The following is a 14,110-nucleotide window of genomic DNA, read 5'->3' as shown; positions in this document are numbered from 1 at the left end:
CGTTGAAACGATCGAGGCAACCGAATGCAACAACTACTTCGCAAACGCCGGCTACGCTTCCATCAAAACGTGAAAGGCTCTAGCAGCACGCCCGAAGATAGTCGTGTCAAACATGCTTGCGCCCGCCTGCCTCGCGGAACCAGCTGTCAGGATAGGGATACCACCAGCCCTGAATCTCCGGTCTGTGGTCGATGATGACCATCTTCGAGCGGCGGAATGCATCCAGACCCTGGCGGCCGAGCTCGCGGCCGAGGCCCGAAGCCTTCCAGCCCCCGAACGGCAACGCGTCATTGTCTATCAGCGGATTGTTGACCCAGACCATGCCGGCCTCGAGCCGCTCCGCGGCCTCATGCGCTTCGGCAAGATCGGTGGTGAAGACCGAGGCGCCGAGACCGAAGGGGCTGTCGTTGGCAAGCTCTATCGCCTCGTTGAAATCCTTGACCCGGCAGATTGCGGCGACCGGCCCGAAACACTCTTCGCGCACGATTGCCATATCGGCGGTGATGCCGGTCAGGATGGTCGGCTCGTAGAACCAGCCTACATTATGTGCCGGCGGAATGCGTCCGCCGGTGATCGCTTTGGCACCGCTGCGGATCGCATCGTCGACCAGCCGGATGACCTTCGCACGCGCGGCCTCGCTGACCAGCGGTCCGATCTCGGTTTTGTCGAGGCCGTTGCCGATACGCAGCGCGCGCGTTTTCTCGGCAAACAGATCGACGAAGCGGTCGTGAACGGCATCAACCACGAAGAACCGTTCGGCCGAAGTGCAGACCTGGCCAGTGAGATGGAAGGCAGCCGTGACGCTGCCGGCAGCCGCCACGTCCAGTGGGGCGTGTTGGCTGATGATCAGGGGATCGCTGCCGCCGGCCTCGATGACGCAAGGCTTCATGCGCTCTGCACATGCGACGGCGACAGCCTTGCCGGCGGCGACCGAACCGGTGAAAGCAACCGCATGCGTGCGGTCCGAGGCGATCAGCGCCTGCGCCGTTGCTGCTCCGCCTGGCATGCAGGAAACCAGGCCCTCCGGCAGGGAGCGAAACACGGTTATATAATCCAGCGTCGACAATGTTGTCGCTTCGGCGGGCTTGATCACGCAGGCATTGCCGGCGGCAAGCGAGGCGGCGACGGTCCAGCACATCAACAGGATCGGAAAATTGTAAGGCATGATGTGCACCGACGTGCCGTAGGGCTCGTAGCGGGCATACTGGAACGAACCGGCCTGCGTCGTGCCGGCGATCTTGCCGGCGTCGTCACGCGCCATTTCGGCGTAATAGCGGAAGATCGGCGCGCAATTGGCGATCTCGCCGATCGCCTCCGGATAGGGTTTGCCCATCTCGTGCACCATCAGCTCGGCGCAGCGCGTGAAGTCGGCCGCTTCGATGGCGTTCGCGACGGCGTGCAGATGCCGGGCACGGCTCTTGGCGTCGAGCTTTTTCCAGGCCGTTTGCGCCTTGGTCGCTGCGGTGAGCACGGCGTCGATCTCGCCGTCGCTGGCTGCGGTAATCGCGCCGACGGTTTCGAGCGTCGCCGGATCGATCACCGGTTTTGCCGCACCGGTCATTGGCCGATAATCCGGATTGACGAAGAAGGTCGGCCGGTCAGGTGAAAAGTCCATTCTGTCCTCCCGTGTGCACGGAACCTTTTTGAGAATTCACCCTGCCGAGACAGGCGGCGTGGTTTTCGAGAACCGAAGCGGAGCGGACATTAAAGTCCGTGAGCATCGGAAGCGGAGAAAACGGCGTCAGGTGTCCGGTAGGGTAGAATTATCGAGAAGGTTCAGCGGATCATGTAAACTTTCTTGATGGTCTCGTGGACGGTGCAGACGCCCTTCCAGTCCTGCGGAAAGAACGCTGCGGTGTCCGGTTCGATCTCGATCACCTCGCCGGATTCGTGGACATAGGTGCAGCGTCCCTCGAGGAAATGGCAGAACTCGTCGCGGGTGACGTGGCAGCGCCATTTGCCCGGCGTGCAGACCCACAGTCCGCATTCGGAGCGGCCCTCCGGCCCCTTGTGCAGCAGCTTGCCGGAAGTGCGGGATTCGCCCTCGATCAGGGTGGGGATGACGCCCCAGTCGACCAGGTCGGTGAGGGCGAGCGGCGATTTCATGATCGGTGTCGGCATGTCGGGAGCTCCAGTGGCCGGCTTTAGGCCAGCATGTAAACGTTGCGGATGGTCTCGTGGACGGTGCATTCGCCGGTCCAACCGGCCGGGAACATGACAACCGTGGCGGCGGATACCTCGATCACCTCGCCGTCGTCCGATCTGTAGGTCGGCCGGCAACGAAATGGCACAATTCGTCGCGCGGAATCGCCAGCCGCCAGCGACCGGGTGTGCAGACCCAGATGCCGGATTCCGGCTGGTTGTTCGGCCCCTTGTGCACCAGCCTGCCGGTGGAGTGCGAAGCGCCTTCCAGCGCGTCGGGCTGGGTGCCCCAGTCGACGAGGTCGGTGCGGGTCGAGGCTTGCTGGAGGTGTGGGGCTGAGATCACAGCAATTTCTCCAGCAAAGCAGCCGCTTTCTCCGGGCCGTTCTGCGACTGCATCTGGGCCGACGTCTTGGCCAGCTTGGCCTTGATTGCCGGGTCGGTCAGGCAGGTTTCGATCCTGGCGATGAGCTCGGCGTCGCTCCAGTCGTAGCGCGGCATGCCGGAGCCGTGGCCGGTCTCCTCGACCCGCGTCGCATTGTCGTGGCCGTCCCAGACGTAGGGCATGATGATCGCCGGCTTGCCGAAATACAGGCACTCCGTGAACGAGTTGTTGCCGCCATGATGGATCACCGCATCGACCTGCGGGATGACCGAGGGCTGCGGGAACCAGCTCTCGACGATGACGTTTTCGGGCACTTGCGCGTACTGCTCCTTGTAGCCGCCGACATTGACCAGCGCCCGGTAGCGCGTCTTGCCCAACGTTGCGACGATGCGCTTCAGCAGATCGACATCGCCGGCGCCAAGGCTGCCGAAGGAAACATAGAGCAGCGGCCCGTCATTATTCTTCGCAAAAACCGGCACGGTGTAGGGCTTCTCCTGCCGCACGCAGCCTTCCAGATATTGGAATTTTGCCGGGTCGAGCGGATAGCGGCGCATGAACTTCGCCGCCTCGGGATAAAGCAGCAGATTGAGGTACGGCGAGGCCTCGAAAAACTGGCCGATCGGATACGGCGCTTCGTTGTTCGCTTTCAAAAACGCATTGAAGTTGTCATGGATCGGCTTGATGACGGCGTTGAAATGGTCGCGGTAACGCCGATGGCAGGCGTGGTCGTTCTCGCCGCAGCCGGACAGATGTGGCGGGATGTCCTCGTCCTCGATCTCGTTTTCCGAGCAGGAGATGACGCGCACCCAGGGCTTGCCATACTGCTTGATTGCCGGGAACAGGATGACGTTGTCGACGCAGATGACATCAGGCTTGATCGTCGCAAGCACGCCAGGCAGATCCTTCTCAGCCCATTTGGCGCTGTCGACGATCGCCGTCCAGCAATCCTTCACGTAATTGTCGACCTGGTCGTAGGGCGATTTGCGGAAGTTCGGGATGTGGCCGTTGATGAAGTCTTCCCAGAACTTGGCCATCTGTTCCGGCGGCATCGGCTCGGACAGGTTCACCGGATGAGCCTCGAAGCCGTAGCCCTTGTAGACGTCGACGAAACCGGGGTCCGACAGGAACACCGCTCTGTGGCCGCGCGCCTCGATCGCCTGGGCTATGCCGACGGAATTGAGCGCGGGGCCATAGGCGGCCTCCGGAAAGAACGCGATCGTCTTCTGCGTCATGAGAGGTTCTCCTTCGATCAATCTGCGAAAATTCTGACGTCAGCCGCATCCCAGCCGAGCTCGACTGTATCGCCCGACGAGACCGGGCGGCGGTCGGCGGCGTCGGCGGTGACGCGCACCAGGAACGGCTTTGGCGACAGGGCGGTGCGGACGTGCAGCTGCAGATCGAGTCCCTGATAGGCCAGCGCCTCGACCGCGCCGAAGATACGGTTGGCCGTTTCTGCCGACGGGAACAGCCGGATGCGTTCGGGCCGCACTGAAGCTACCGCCGCAGCGCCGGGCGAAATTGTTGCGGGAACATCGCCGGCGATCCGCACGCCGTTGCTTGCCAGCACGCCGTCGCCGGCGGCTTTGCCCGGTACGAAATTCATGACGCCGATGAAGTCGGCGACGAAACGGTCCCCCGGGTGCTCGTAGACCGCATGGGGTGTATCGCATTGCAGCAGCTTGCCGTCCCTGAGCACTGCCATACGGTCGGCCATGACGAGCGATTCCTCCTGATCATGGGTGACGATGACGAAGGTGATGCCGACCTCGTGCTGCAGCCGCTTCAGCTCCAGTTGCATGGCCCCGCGCAATTTCTTGTCGAGTGCACCAAGCGGTTCGTCGAGCAGAAGCAGCCGTGGTCGCTTGACCAGCGCTCGGGCAAGCGCGACGCGCTGCTTCTGCCCGCCAGACAATTGCTCCGGCTTGCGGTCGGCGAAGGCAACGAGTTCGGTCGTCGCCAAAATGGCGTCGACACGGGAGCGGATTTCCTTTGCAGGCAAGCGTTCCATTTCGAGGCCGTAGGAAACATTCGCCCTGACGCTCATATGCGGAAACAGCGCATAGGACTGGAACATCAGATTGACCGGCCGCTTATTGGGCGGGGTCCTGGCGATGTCGCGGCCGTCGAGCAGGATGCGCCCGTCATTGGGCGTCTCAAAGCCGGCCAGCATGCGCAGCAGCGTTGTCTTGCCGCAGCCCGAAGGTCCAAGCAAAGCGAAGAACTCGTTCTCGCGGATATCCAGCGAAATGCCGTCGACCGCCGTCACTCGGCCGAACTTCTTCGACACGTTGTCGATCGCCAGCAGCGTGCGGGGCTCGTTCATTGGCCGATCACCCCACGGTTGAACCGCTGCGACAGGGTCAGCGCGGTGATTGAGACCGCCATGACGATAGTCGCCAAGGCATTGATCTCCGGCGTGATGCCGAAACGAATCATCGAATAGATCTGCATCGGCAGCGTGGTCGAGGCGCGGCCGGCGCCGGCGGTGAAGAAGGCGATGATGAATTCGTCGACCGAAAGGGTGAAGGCGAGCAGCGCGCCGGCGACGACGGCAGGCAGGATCACCGGCAACGTCACCCGCCGAAATGTCGTGAGCGCGGAAGCACCGAGATCGGCAGAGGCCTCGACGATCGACCAGTCGAAGCTTTTCAGCCGAGCGCGCACCACGGAGCAGACGAAGGCGAGATTGAAGACGACATGGGCGAGGATGATGGTGTGCAGGCCCAAGGTGAGATCAAGCATCGAGAAGAAGCTGAGCAGCGCGATCGCCAGCACGATGTCGGGAATGATCATCGGCGCAAAGATCAGCGCCTCGAGACCTTTGCCGTATTGCCGGCGTATTTCGACGCCGATCGCCAGCAGGGTGCCGAGCAGCGTGGCGATGGCGGTCGAGACAAGTGCCACGATCAGTGTGTTGAGCGCGGCAGAAAGGATTGCGGCGTTTCCGATTAGCGAGACATACCATTTCAGCGAAAAGCCCGACCAGACGGTCGGCAGCCCGCCTTGGTTGAACGACAGCGCCACCAGCACGGCGATCGGGATGTAGAGGAAGGCCAGGACCAGTGAAAGCACGAGCCAGAGCGCGCGCCTCGTGGCGAGGGAGCGCTCAGCCATCGGCGCCTCCTCTCGCTTCGGCGGTACGGCCCGAGGCGCGATCAGCAGCCAGGGCCTGCGCCGTCAGCACCAGCAGCATGATGGCGATCAGCACCATTGCCAGTGCCGCACCGAAGGGCCAGTCATTGGCGGTCAGGAACTGCTCGTAGACGACATTGCCGATCATCTGGAAGCGCCCACCGCCGAGCAGAGCAGGGGTCACGAAATTGCCGATCGACAGCACGAAGACGAAAACAGCACCGGCGGCGATACCCGGCACGGTCAGTGGCAGGATGACCCGGCGAAATGTGGTCGCGGCCGACGCGCCGAGATCACGCGAGGCCTCTGCGAGCTCCGGATTGAGCCGCGACAGCGGCGCGTAGCAGGCCAGGATGACGAAGGGCAGATAGTTGTAGACCAGACCGGCAATGACGGCGCCTTCGGTATAAAGCATCGACGGCGGCTCGCCGGTGTAGCCGAACCAGCGCAGCAGTTTTGTGATCAGCCCTTCGCGGTTGAGCAGCACGATCCAGGCATAGGTACGGATCAGGTAGTTGGACCAGAAGGGCAAGACGGCAAAGAACAGAAACGCCGGCTGCAGTTGCCGGGGTGCTGCCGCGATCGCATAGGCGGCGGCATAACCGATCACCACCGCGACCAGGGTTGCCGTGCCGGCAATGCGCGCCGAATTGAGGAAGATGCCGGCATAGAGCGGGTCGAACACCAGCCCGAAATTCTCCAGCGTGAAAGTGTAATCGATGCCGCCATAGATGCCGCGCCGGAAGAAGGCGAGCGCCAGCACCAGCGCGCATGGCACGACCATCAAGGCGGTGAGCGAGGCCAGCGCCGGCGTCATCAGCAAGAATGAGCGAAGTCTTGTTTGGGACAAGATTGCGGTACCGCATTCAACGGTCGGCGGCGAAAACCCCGCCGTCGACCGGGATCTCTGATTTTGATGTCGGTTATTGCGCGGCCTTGATTTCGCTGACGATCTTCGAGTAGTCGCGTTGGGCATCGCCGACATCGCGCAACTGCTCGAACTTGACCAACTCTGCCACCGGCATGCTCATATTGGGAAATTTGGCGAGAAAATCCGCCGGCAGGCTTTCCATAGCCGGCTTGTTCGGTACCTTGTAGTCGATGTTCTGGGCCGCCCAGGCGTGGTTCTTGGCGTCCAGCATGAAGTTGATGAACTGGAAGGCGGCGTCCTTGTTGGCCGATGCCTTCATCACGACCATCGTATCGACCCAGAGATCCGAGCCTTCTTTCGGTATGGTGTATTTAATTTGTGGATTCTCGGCGATCCCGTAATTGCACCAGCCATCCCAGGCCTGAACCATCAGCGCCTCGCCTGAGACCAGCTTTGAATAAAAGGTCGTGTCGTCATAGGCCAGCAAGGTCTTCTTGGCCGAGATTAGCAGGTCCTTGACTTCGCCGAGCTTTGCCGGAGCGGTCTCGTTCACCGAATAGCCCTTGGCGAGTTGGCCGGCGGCAAGCAGCCAGCGGTCGGTCGCCAGCATCGTCGTCTTGCCCTTGAGCGCATCGGACGGGGCGAGAAGGTCGTTCCAGCTCACCGGCTCCGCCTTCACCAGATCCGAACGGTAGCAAAGGCCGGTGGTGCCCCAAGTGTAGGGCACGGAAAAATTGTTGCCGGCGTCGTGCGGCAGCTTCGCCGCCTCGGAGTAGAGATTGGCGAGGTTAGGGATCTTGGCATGGTCGATCGCCTCGATCAGGCCGAGCTTGTTCAGCAGTTCGGCGAAGGGCGAGGAGACGAAGACCACGTCATAGCCCTTGCCGCCGGACGCGACGAGCTTGCCCATGATCTCCTCGTTAGTGGCGTGAACCACGACTTCACCGGAGACACCGGTCGCCGCCTTGAAAGCTTTCATGGCATCCGGCGCCATGTAGCCGTCCCAGTTGGAGATAACGAGGTCGGAGGCAGCCGCCGGCGCTGACAGCGCCAGGCAAAGGCCAAGTGCGATCAAGGATTTCCTTAACGGACGGTGCCGCAGGGTGGTGGTGGTCATGACAGACTCCCATTCTGGTTGATCGTCGAACTTAGTCGTCGGACCAGCGCTTGCAGCCGTAGCCGCTTTGATCCTGTTCCCCGGTCTTTTTATTGCCGATTGACCTCACAGTACTATTGCAGAAAAAAGTACGTCAATCCATAATTTGTCAAACTAGGTGAATCCCGGCCGATCGCATCCGCAAGGGCAATCGGCCAAACCTGCGCCGCCCGTCGTTCATGAGAATTGCCATGCAAGTTGCAGCCCGACGTCCCCGCACCAACCATCTCGACCTTGCACAGCGCATTCTCGATGTGGCCCGGAAACGCGGCTTTGAACCCGGCGCTCATCTCCCGGAGCAGCAGATCGCTTCGCTCTGCAACGTATCCCGAACTCCGGTGCGGGCCGCGCTGCGTCTGCTCACTGAAAAAGGCGTGGTTCAATGGGAGGCTGAGTCCGGCTATCGCTTGGCCGTAGACCTCACGAGCCAGGCGACCGTCGCCGCCGACCTGCCGAGCGCCGAGGAGGATGAACTTGCCGACGTGATCCTGCGAGACCGCTCGGCGCGCCGGCTGGACCAGACGGTCACCGTCGGCGCGCTGATGCGACGGTATAATGCCGAGCGCAGGACGGTACTAAAATCGCTGAAGAAACTGGCTGAGGAAAATCTTCTGGACCGCGCGCCGGGGCAGTCCTGGCTTTTCAGGAGAGTGCCGGACGATCCTGGCGCACAAGGGGAGAGCTATGAATTCCGGCGGTTGCTGGAACCCGCCGCCCTCCTGGCGCCTGGGTTCCGGCTGGATGGGACGCGCGCGGCAGCCTTGCGACAGGGCATGGAAATGCTGCTGGCTCTGCCCGACGCGGCATTCGATTCCAGAGAGTTCCAACGGCTGGACATCGATTTTCACGGGATGATCGCCGGTGGCTCCGCCAACCGCTTCGTCGCCGAGGCGTTGGCCGATCATCTCAGGCTGCGCCGGCTGCCGGGAACGTATGCCGGCGTCAATGTCTTCCGGCTGAAGCAATCATTGCGCGAGCATCTGACCATACTCGACCATCTGGAGAGCCAGCAGTACGAGGTTGCAGCCGATCTGCTTCGGGTCCATCTGCGGCTTTCCCGCAGCCAGCGACCGCAGGCGGCCAGTCGCGGGGCGCCCGCGCTGTTCGGCATGATCAGCCGGCCGGAATAACGAGGATCATGCGCAAAGGCAGCCCGACCATCGCACTGTTTCCGGAAGCGAGCTTCGGTGCTGCGCTGAATTGCGTTGGCATAGCGCAGGCCCTGCGCGCTCGTGGCGCCCGTCCGGTGTTCATCTGCCATGCCGGCTTTTCTGGCGTGTTCGCCGACTATGGGTTTCAGGAATACCAGTTGCCGACTGACGATCCGTTGACCGACAGCGAACGCCAGAGCTACTGGCAGGCCTTCGTGCGCCGTCATCTGCCGCATTTCAGGCTGAGCCCCATCGATCAGCTCGAAACCTACGTTGCCCCGACCTGGCAAGCAATCGTAGACACTGCGGTCAACGCCGAGGCGCCGCTGCGCCAATTGCTGGCGCGGCTGAAGCCGGACGCCGTGGTGCTCGACAACGTCGTCATGTTCCCGGCATTGGCGACAGCCGGTTGCCCGTGGGTGCGCGTCGTCTCCTGCGCCGAAACCGAGCTTCCCGATGCCAATGTGCCACCCTATCTGTCCGGTCTCGCCGCCGACGACCCGAGCCGCGCGGTGTTCGAGGCGCGCTACCTGGCAGCGGTCGCTCCGGCCCATGACCGCTTCAATCGGCTTCGGACCGACGCCGGTCTTGCGCCCTTGCCAACGGGTCTTTTTCTAGAACCTTCGCCCGCCCTCAATCTGCTGCTGACCCCAACGATTGTGCGAAGGCAGCGCGCCGAGCCGCTCGACCCTGCCAGCTTCGTCTATCTCGAAGGCTGCGTTCGCTCGGAAGGGCCGTTCGACGTGCCGGTCTTTCCGCGCAATGGCGGACCGCTGGTTTATGTCAGTTTCGGTAGTCTTGGCGCCATGGATGTCGGCCTGATCCAGCGCATGCTCGCCGTTTTCGACAGGCTGCCGGCCCGCTTCATTGTCAATGCCGGAGGTCTGCGCGACAGCTATCGCGCCGTTCCGGACAATGTCTATCTCGATGCCTGGTTTCCACAGCCTTCGGTCGTGGCGAAATGCGACCTCTTCATTCATCACGGCGGCAACAACAGCTTTTGCGAAGCATTGCGTTTCGGCGTGCCGTCGCTGGTCATGCCCTATTGCTGGGACGGGCATGACAATGCGCAACGTGCCGAGGAAACCGGCGTCGGGCGCCACATCAGCCGCGATGGCTGGACGGAAGACGAATTGGAGCGAAGCATTCTCGGCCTGATGGCCGATGCTGCAATGCGCGCACGCCTCCGGGAGAATGCAGTGCATATGGCGCTGACACCCGGAACGGACGTGGCTGCCGAAGCCATTCTCGCTCTCGCAAGGACCCGACCTGATGCTTGACACCACAACAACGGATGCCTCGACCATGAACGGCACCAACGACCCGAAAGACTGGTTGGCCGCTCACGCTGTCAGCGAGGTCGAGTGCCTGGTGCCCGACATGAACGGCGTGCTGCGCGGCAAGGTCCTGCCAGCGGCCAAGTTCCTCAAGGCGATCGAGGACCGAGCACTCTATCTGCCGAGCAGCGCGTTCCTGGTCAGCATCGACGGCCGCTATTCCGGTTCCGTCGACGAGGGGTTCGCCTACCAGGACCCCGACATGCGGATGGTGCCGGATGTCGCAACACTCTGTCTGGCGCCCGGTGGCGGGCCAGGCAAGGCCTATGTCTTCGCCGATGCGTTCCACATGGACGACCGGCCGTGGATGGCTTCGCCGCGGCACGTGTTGCGGGCCGTGCTCGATCTATATCGCCAGCGCGGCTGGCGGGCGGTGGTGGCGCCGGAGCTTGAATTTTATCTCACCGCGCCCAATCCCGATCCCGACAGGCCGGTGACGGCGCCGGTCGGGCGCAATGGCCGCTCCGAAAGCGTGCAGCATCCCTATGACATGGCGGCACTGGAGCAATTCGAGCCGGTGATCCGGCGCCTCTATGACTATGCTGCGGTAGCCGGACTGCCGCTCGACACGCTCATCCATGAATCGGGCACGGCCCAACTGGAGATCAATTTCCTGCATGGCGACGCGCTGCCGCTGGCAGACAAGGTGTTGCTGTTCAAGCGAATGACGCGCCAGGCCGCGCAGGAAGGTGGCATGCAGGCGACCTTCATGGCCAAACCGATAGCCGCACAAGCCGGCAGCTCAATGCATCTCCACATGTCTGTCGTTGACAAGGCGGGCAACACGCTGTTTGCCGGGCGTGACGGCGCCGACACCGAGATGTTCGGGCATTTCATCGGCGGCCTGCAGAAATACATTCCCGAGGTGATGCCGCTGTTTGCGCCGAACGTGAATTCGTTCCGCCGCATCCGGCCGAACCACAGTGCACCCGCCAACATCGAGTGGTCGCACGACAACCGCTCCTGCGGCCTGCGTGTGCCGGCCGGCGGGCGCACCGCACGGCGCGTGGAAAATCGGCTGCCCGGCGCCGATGCCAATCCCTATCTGGCGATAGCCGGCTCGCTGCTTTGCGGTTATCTCGGCGTCGAGGAGAAGATCGCTCGTTCGACGGAAGCGTCGGGCAATGCCTATCGCAGCAGGAGCACGCTGCCCAAAACCATGGAAGAGGCGCTCGACCGCTTCGCTGCGTGCGATCCGGTTCGGGCGGTGCTCGGCGAGGATTTCTTCCAGACCTATTTGCGCGTCAAGAGCGTTGAGCTCGACCTGTTCCAGAGCGTCGTCACCTCTTGGGAACGCGACCATCTGCTGCTCAAGGTGTGATGATGGGCTTCAATTCTGGGGGCTTCAACTCCGGCCTGGATATCGGCAAATCCTACTATGTCGCGACGGCCAATCCGGCTCCGGACCATCCGGCGCTGCAGGGCGACGTCGACGCCGATCTGGTGGTGGTAGGCGGCGGTTGTACCGGCCTCTCCGCAGCCTTTCATGCAGCCGAACGCGGCCTGAAGGTGGTGCTGCTCGAAGGCGGCAAGATCGGCTGGGGGGCGTCGGGGCGCAATGGCGGCCAGATGATCCCCGGCCTGCGCAAGGGCGCCAAGGGGCTGGTCAAGCTATATGGGCCGAAACGGGGGAGGGCGCTGTTCAATCTCGCCTTCGAGGCGCGGGCCCTCGTGCTCGGTCTGATCGGGCGCCATGCCATCGATTGCGACCTCAGGCTCACCGGCCATCTGGCCGGTGCGGTCAACGGTTCCGACCTGCGCGACCTCGAAGAAGAGGCCGAGTGCCTTTCTACGGTGATGAACTTTCATGATGTCGAGATGCTGTCGGCAGCGCAGGCGCGCGGAATGGTGAACACACCTTATCACGGCGCGATGTACGAGAAGCTCGGTGGCCATATGCATCCGCTGAACTACACGCTCGGTCTTGCTCGCGCCGCGGCTGCGGCGGGCGTCACCATCCACGAGAATTCGGTGGCGCTGCGGCTGGAGCGGGAACCTTCCCTCCGGGTTTCGACGGCCAAAGGCTCGGTCCGGCCAGGCATGTCGTACTGGCCGGTGATGCGCTGCTCCACGGGCTTGAGCCGCGCGTCAACAGCCGCATCATGCCGGTCGGCAACTACATCATCGCCACCGAGCCGCTGGGCGACACGACCGACGTCGTCCCAAGCAATGTGGCCGTCTCCGACACGCGCTTCGTCGTCAATTACTACCGGCTGTCGGCGGATGGACGCCTGCTGTTCGGCGGCGGCGAGCGCTATACGCCGTCGCCGCCCGCCGACATTGCCGGCTTCGTGCGGCCGCACATGGAAAACACCTTTCCGCAATTGCGCGGCCGACGCATCGATCACGCCTGGGGCGGGCTGGTCTCGGTGACGACATCGCGCCTGCCGCATGTCGGTCGCTATGGCGACGTCTATTTTGCGCATGGCTATTCGGGCAAGGGGGTGATCCTGTCGACGTTGTCGGGCAAGCTGCTCGCTGAGGCGATCACCGCGGATGCTTCGCGGCTCGATCTGTTTTCGACCCTAAGCCCGCTGCCGTTCCCCGGCGGTACGGCGCTGCGCGGCCCGCTCTATGTGCTCGGCATGCTTTGGTACGCAATGCGTGACCGCATCAAACATTGAGCGCAGGCATGCGCAATGAGGCCGAGCGCCGCCACCAAGCGATTAACGGCTGATTTCGCGGCGGCGTCCGACTTGATCGATGCTTGAATATGGTCCGCAGGCAATGGCCGCGAGTCGGTCCAGGCCCTGCTCCCGAAGCCTGAGCGCCGATAGACCTGCCTGGTATTTCCTCAGCTAATAGATCGATATGATTGCAGGATTAACCGTTTCATATCCCAGGCGCGGCTCCGATTTGTCTTTCGAAATCGCGCTGGAGACAGTTCCGGTTGAACTGCAGTCCAATTTTGTTTTCCTGTTTTTCTTGATCGTGCTGCCCGACAGGTCGGCGCCGGCCGACGTTACTGCTGTACTGACCACCCTCTTTTTCTCGTGCGCAACGGCGGCGGTGGATACGGCCATCACAATTGCCGCGCAAACAATCGTCAATCTCATTGTTTCCCCCTTAGAGCACCGCAAAAATGTGGTCGACTGCCTTGAGACGCCGGCGAAGACGGTATTCGCGCCTGGCCGGCCCATGCAGCTTCCGACTGCACAAGATTGTAACTACATTAGCTGCAGCGCAAGTAACCATTTCGGACTAGGGAACGGGTTCCCCTTCGATCGAAAGCGCTGGGCTGCCGGCGAAAAAGCAGGCGTTTTAACCGTTCTCGCCGCCGAGCGCCTTCCAATTTGGGACAGAGGTTGGCTGATGCCCTTAAACTCACGGCTACGCATTGGTTGGATCTATGCAGCGACAAGGCCAACCTTGGCAAAGCCTCTACATGGTCACCGTCGGGCAGCACCAGTCTTGGAATTCACCCCCTCAAGCAAGGCGAGCAGGCCTTTCAGAATTTCGATTGGCGGTGGCGGACAACCTGGAATGTGCAGATCGACAGGCAAGGCCTCGGACACTCCGCGCACCACCGCATAGCTGCCGGCGAAACAGCCGCCATTGCCTGCGCAATCTCCCAGTGCGACCACCCATTTTGGGTTGGGTGTTGCGTCGTAGGTCCGCTTCAATGCCTCGCGCATGTTTTTTGTGACCGGCCCGGTGACGAGCAGTACATCGGCATGGCGCGGTGATGCGACGAACCGGATCCCAAAACGCTCGATGTCATAGAAGGCGTTGTTCAGCGCGTGCATCTCAAGTTCGCAGCCGTTGCAGGAACCAGCATCGACCGCCCGGATCGACAGGCTTCGCCCCAATCGTTTGTGAGCAGCCCCATCGAGCGCGCGTGCGAGTTCGTCGACTGCCGTGCTGCTTGCCAACGGCGGACGCTCGGTGAGAGGGGGGCGTATCAGGCTTTCAAAAAGAAGCTTGCGCATGACAGCG

At 62.3% G+C, this 14,110-nt stretch carries 13 protein-coding genes and 1 pseudogene; 4 read left to right on the top strand and 10 right to left on the bottom strand.

The window, feature by feature from the left end; translation table 11 throughout:
• Positions 1-106: 106 nt before the first annotated feature.
• The 8 genes from NKJ55_RS29420 to NKJ55_RS29385 all read right to left on the bottom strand — a co-directional run bounded on the left by NKJ55_RS29420 (position 107) and on the right by NKJ55_RS29385 (position 7,647).
• The gene (locus NKJ55_RS29420; RefSeq protein WP_352452936.1) at positions 107-1,615 is read right to left on the bottom strand and encodes an aldehyde dehydrogenase family protein; all 1,509 of its coding nucleotides are present in this window, start codon (positions 1,613-1,615) and stop codon (positions 107-109) included.
• A 161-nt stretch (positions 1,616-1,776) separates the two neighbouring features.
• Entirely contained in the window at positions 1,777-2,121 is a 345-nt protein-coding gene (locus tag NKJ55_RS29415; protein ID WP_352452935.1) for a cupin domain-containing protein, read from the bottom strand.
• Positions 2,122-2,242: 121 nt separating this feature from the next.
• Positions 2,243-2,488, bottom strand: coding sequence for a cupin domain-containing protein (locus NKJ55_RS29410; protein ID WP_502904527.1), 246 nt, complete (start codon positions 2,486-2,488; stop codon positions 2,243-2,245).
• On the bottom strand, positions 2,485-3,759 hold the full coding sequence (locus tag NKJ55_RS29405; protein WP_352452934.1) for a glycosyltransferase: 1,275 nt from the start codon (positions 3,757-3,759) through the stop codon (positions 2,485-2,487). The genes NKJ55_RS29410 and NKJ55_RS29405 overlap by 4 nt, the downstream gene beginning before the upstream one ends.
• Positions 3,760-3,776: 17 nt before the next feature.
• Positions 3,777-4,850, bottom strand: a complete 1,074-nt coding sequence (locus NKJ55_RS29400; protein WP_352452933.1) for an ABC transporter ATP-binding protein — start codon at positions 4,848-4,850, stop codon at positions 3,777-3,779.
• Complete coding sequence (locus NKJ55_RS29395; RefSeq protein WP_352452932.1) at positions 4,847-5,641, bottom strand: ABC transporter permease; 795 nt, start codon at positions 5,639-5,641, stop codon at positions 4,847-4,849. The genes NKJ55_RS29400 and NKJ55_RS29395 overlap by 4 nt, the downstream gene beginning before the upstream one ends.
• Positions 5,634-6,476 (bottom strand): ABC transporter permease, encoded by an 843-nt coding sequence (locus NKJ55_RS29390; protein ID WP_352452940.1) that lies wholly within the window; start codon positions 6,474-6,476, stop codon positions 5,634-5,636. Before NKJ55_RS29390 ends, NKJ55_RS29395 begins: the two co-directional genes overlap by 8 nt.
• Before the next feature lie 106 nt (positions 6,477-6,582).
• Positions 6,583-7,647 (bottom strand): polyamine ABC transporter substrate-binding protein, encoded by a 1,065-nt coding sequence (locus NKJ55_RS29385; protein ID WP_352452931.1) that lies wholly within the window; start codon positions 7,645-7,647, stop codon positions 6,583-6,585.
• A gap of 230 nt (positions 7,648-7,877) precedes the next feature.
• On the opposite strand from NKJ55_RS29385, the gene NKJ55_RS29380 reads away from it, so the two are divergent.
• From NKJ55_RS29380 to NKJ55_RS29365, 4 genes and pseudogenes are all read left to right on the top strand, one after another.
• On the top strand, positions 7,878-8,816 hold the full coding sequence (locus NKJ55_RS29380; RefSeq protein ID WP_352452930.1) for a GntR family transcriptional regulator: 939 nt from the start codon (positions 7,878-7,880) through the stop codon (positions 8,814-8,816).
• 5 nt (positions 8,817-8,821) lie between these two features.
• Positions 8,822-10,117 carry a glycosyltransferase gene (locus tag NKJ55_RS29375; RefSeq protein ID WP_352452939.1) on the top strand — a complete coding sequence of 432 codons (1,296 nt, stop codon included), beginning with the start codon at positions 8,822-8,824 and terminating at the stop codon, positions 10,115-10,117.
• The gene (locus NKJ55_RS29370) at positions 10,110-11,495 is read left to right on the top strand and encodes a glutamine synthetase family protein (RefSeq protein WP_352452929.1); all 1,386 of its coding nucleotides are present in this window, start codon (positions 10,110-10,112) and stop codon (positions 11,493-11,495) included. Before NKJ55_RS29375 ends, NKJ55_RS29370 begins: the two co-directional genes overlap by 8 nt.
• Positions 11,495-12,798: pseudogene (locus NKJ55_RS29365) on the top strand (NAD(P)/FAD-dependent oxidoreductase). Before NKJ55_RS29370 ends, NKJ55_RS29365 begins: the two are co-directional and overlap by 1 nt.
• Positions 12,799-12,972: 174 nt before the next feature.
• Here NKJ55_RS29365 and NKJ55_RS29360 read toward each other — a convergent pair.
• Positions 12,973-13,230 carry a hypothetical protein gene (locus NKJ55_RS29360; protein WP_352452928.1) on the bottom strand — a complete coding sequence of 86 codons (258 nt, stop codon included), beginning with the start codon at positions 13,228-13,230 and terminating at the stop codon, positions 12,973-12,975.
• A gap of 333 nt (positions 13,231-13,563) precedes the next feature.
• Positions 13,564-14,103 (bottom strand): NADH-quinone oxidoreductase subunit B family protein, encoded by a 540-nt coding sequence (locus NKJ55_RS29355; RefSeq protein WP_352452927.1) that lies wholly within the window; start codon positions 14,101-14,103, stop codon positions 13,564-13,566.
• Positions 14,104-14,110 lie beyond the last annotated feature (7 nt).

Origin of the sequence: Mesorhizobium sp. M0106, assembly GCF_040322715.1 — a bacterium.
In the GTDB taxonomy this organism is placed as follows: domain Bacteria; phylum Pseudomonadota; class Alphaproteobacteria; order Rhizobiales; family Rhizobiaceae; genus Mesorhizobium.
This window is presented reverse-complemented; position numbering and strand designations above follow the sequence as displayed.

Excerpts from the sequence above, each read along its gene's own strand:
- NKJ55_RS29420 (WP_352452936.1), bottom strand. The coding sequence starts at position 1,615 with ATGGACTTTTCACCTGACCGGCCGACCTTCTTCGTCAATCCGGATTAT.
- NKJ55_RS29415 (WP_352452935.1), bottom strand. The coding sequence starts at position 2,121 with ATGCCGACACCGATCATGAAATCGCCGCTCGCCCTCACCGACCTGGTC.
- NKJ55_RS29405 (WP_352452934.1), bottom strand. The coding sequence starts at position 3,759 with ATGACGCAGAAGACGATCGCGTTCTTTCCGGAGGCCGCCTATGGCCCC.
- NKJ55_RS29400 (WP_352452933.1), bottom strand. The coding sequence starts at position 4,850 with ATGAACGAGCCCCGCACGCTGCTGGCGATCGACAACGTGTCGAAGAAG.
- NKJ55_RS29395 (WP_352452932.1), bottom strand. The coding sequence starts at position 5,641 with ATGGCTGAGCGCTCCCTCGCCACGAGGCGCGCGCTCTGGCTCGTGCTT.
- NKJ55_RS29390 (WP_352452940.1), bottom strand. The coding sequence starts at position 6,476 with ATGACGCCGGCGCTGGCCTCGCTCACCGCCTTGATGGTCGTGCCATGC.
- NKJ55_RS29385 (WP_352452931.1), bottom strand. The coding sequence starts at position 7,647 with ATGACCACCACCACCCTGCGGCACCGTCCGTTAAGGAAATCCTTGATC.
- NKJ55_RS29380 (WP_352452930.1), top strand. The coding sequence starts at position 7,878 with ATGCAAGTTGCAGCCCGACGTCCCCGCACCAACCATCTCGACCTTGCA.
- NKJ55_RS29370 (WP_352452929.1), top strand. The coding sequence starts at position 10,110 with ATGCTTGACACCACAACAACGGATGCCTCGACCATGAACGGCACCAAC.
- NKJ55_RS29360 (WP_352452928.1), bottom strand. The coding sequence starts at position 13,230 with ATGAGATTGACGATTGTTTGCGCGGCAATTGTGATGGCCGTATCCACC.
- NKJ55_RS29355 (WP_352452927.1), bottom strand. The coding sequence starts at position 14,103 with ATGCGCAAGCTTCTTTTTGAAAGCCTGATACGCCCCCCTCTCACCGAG.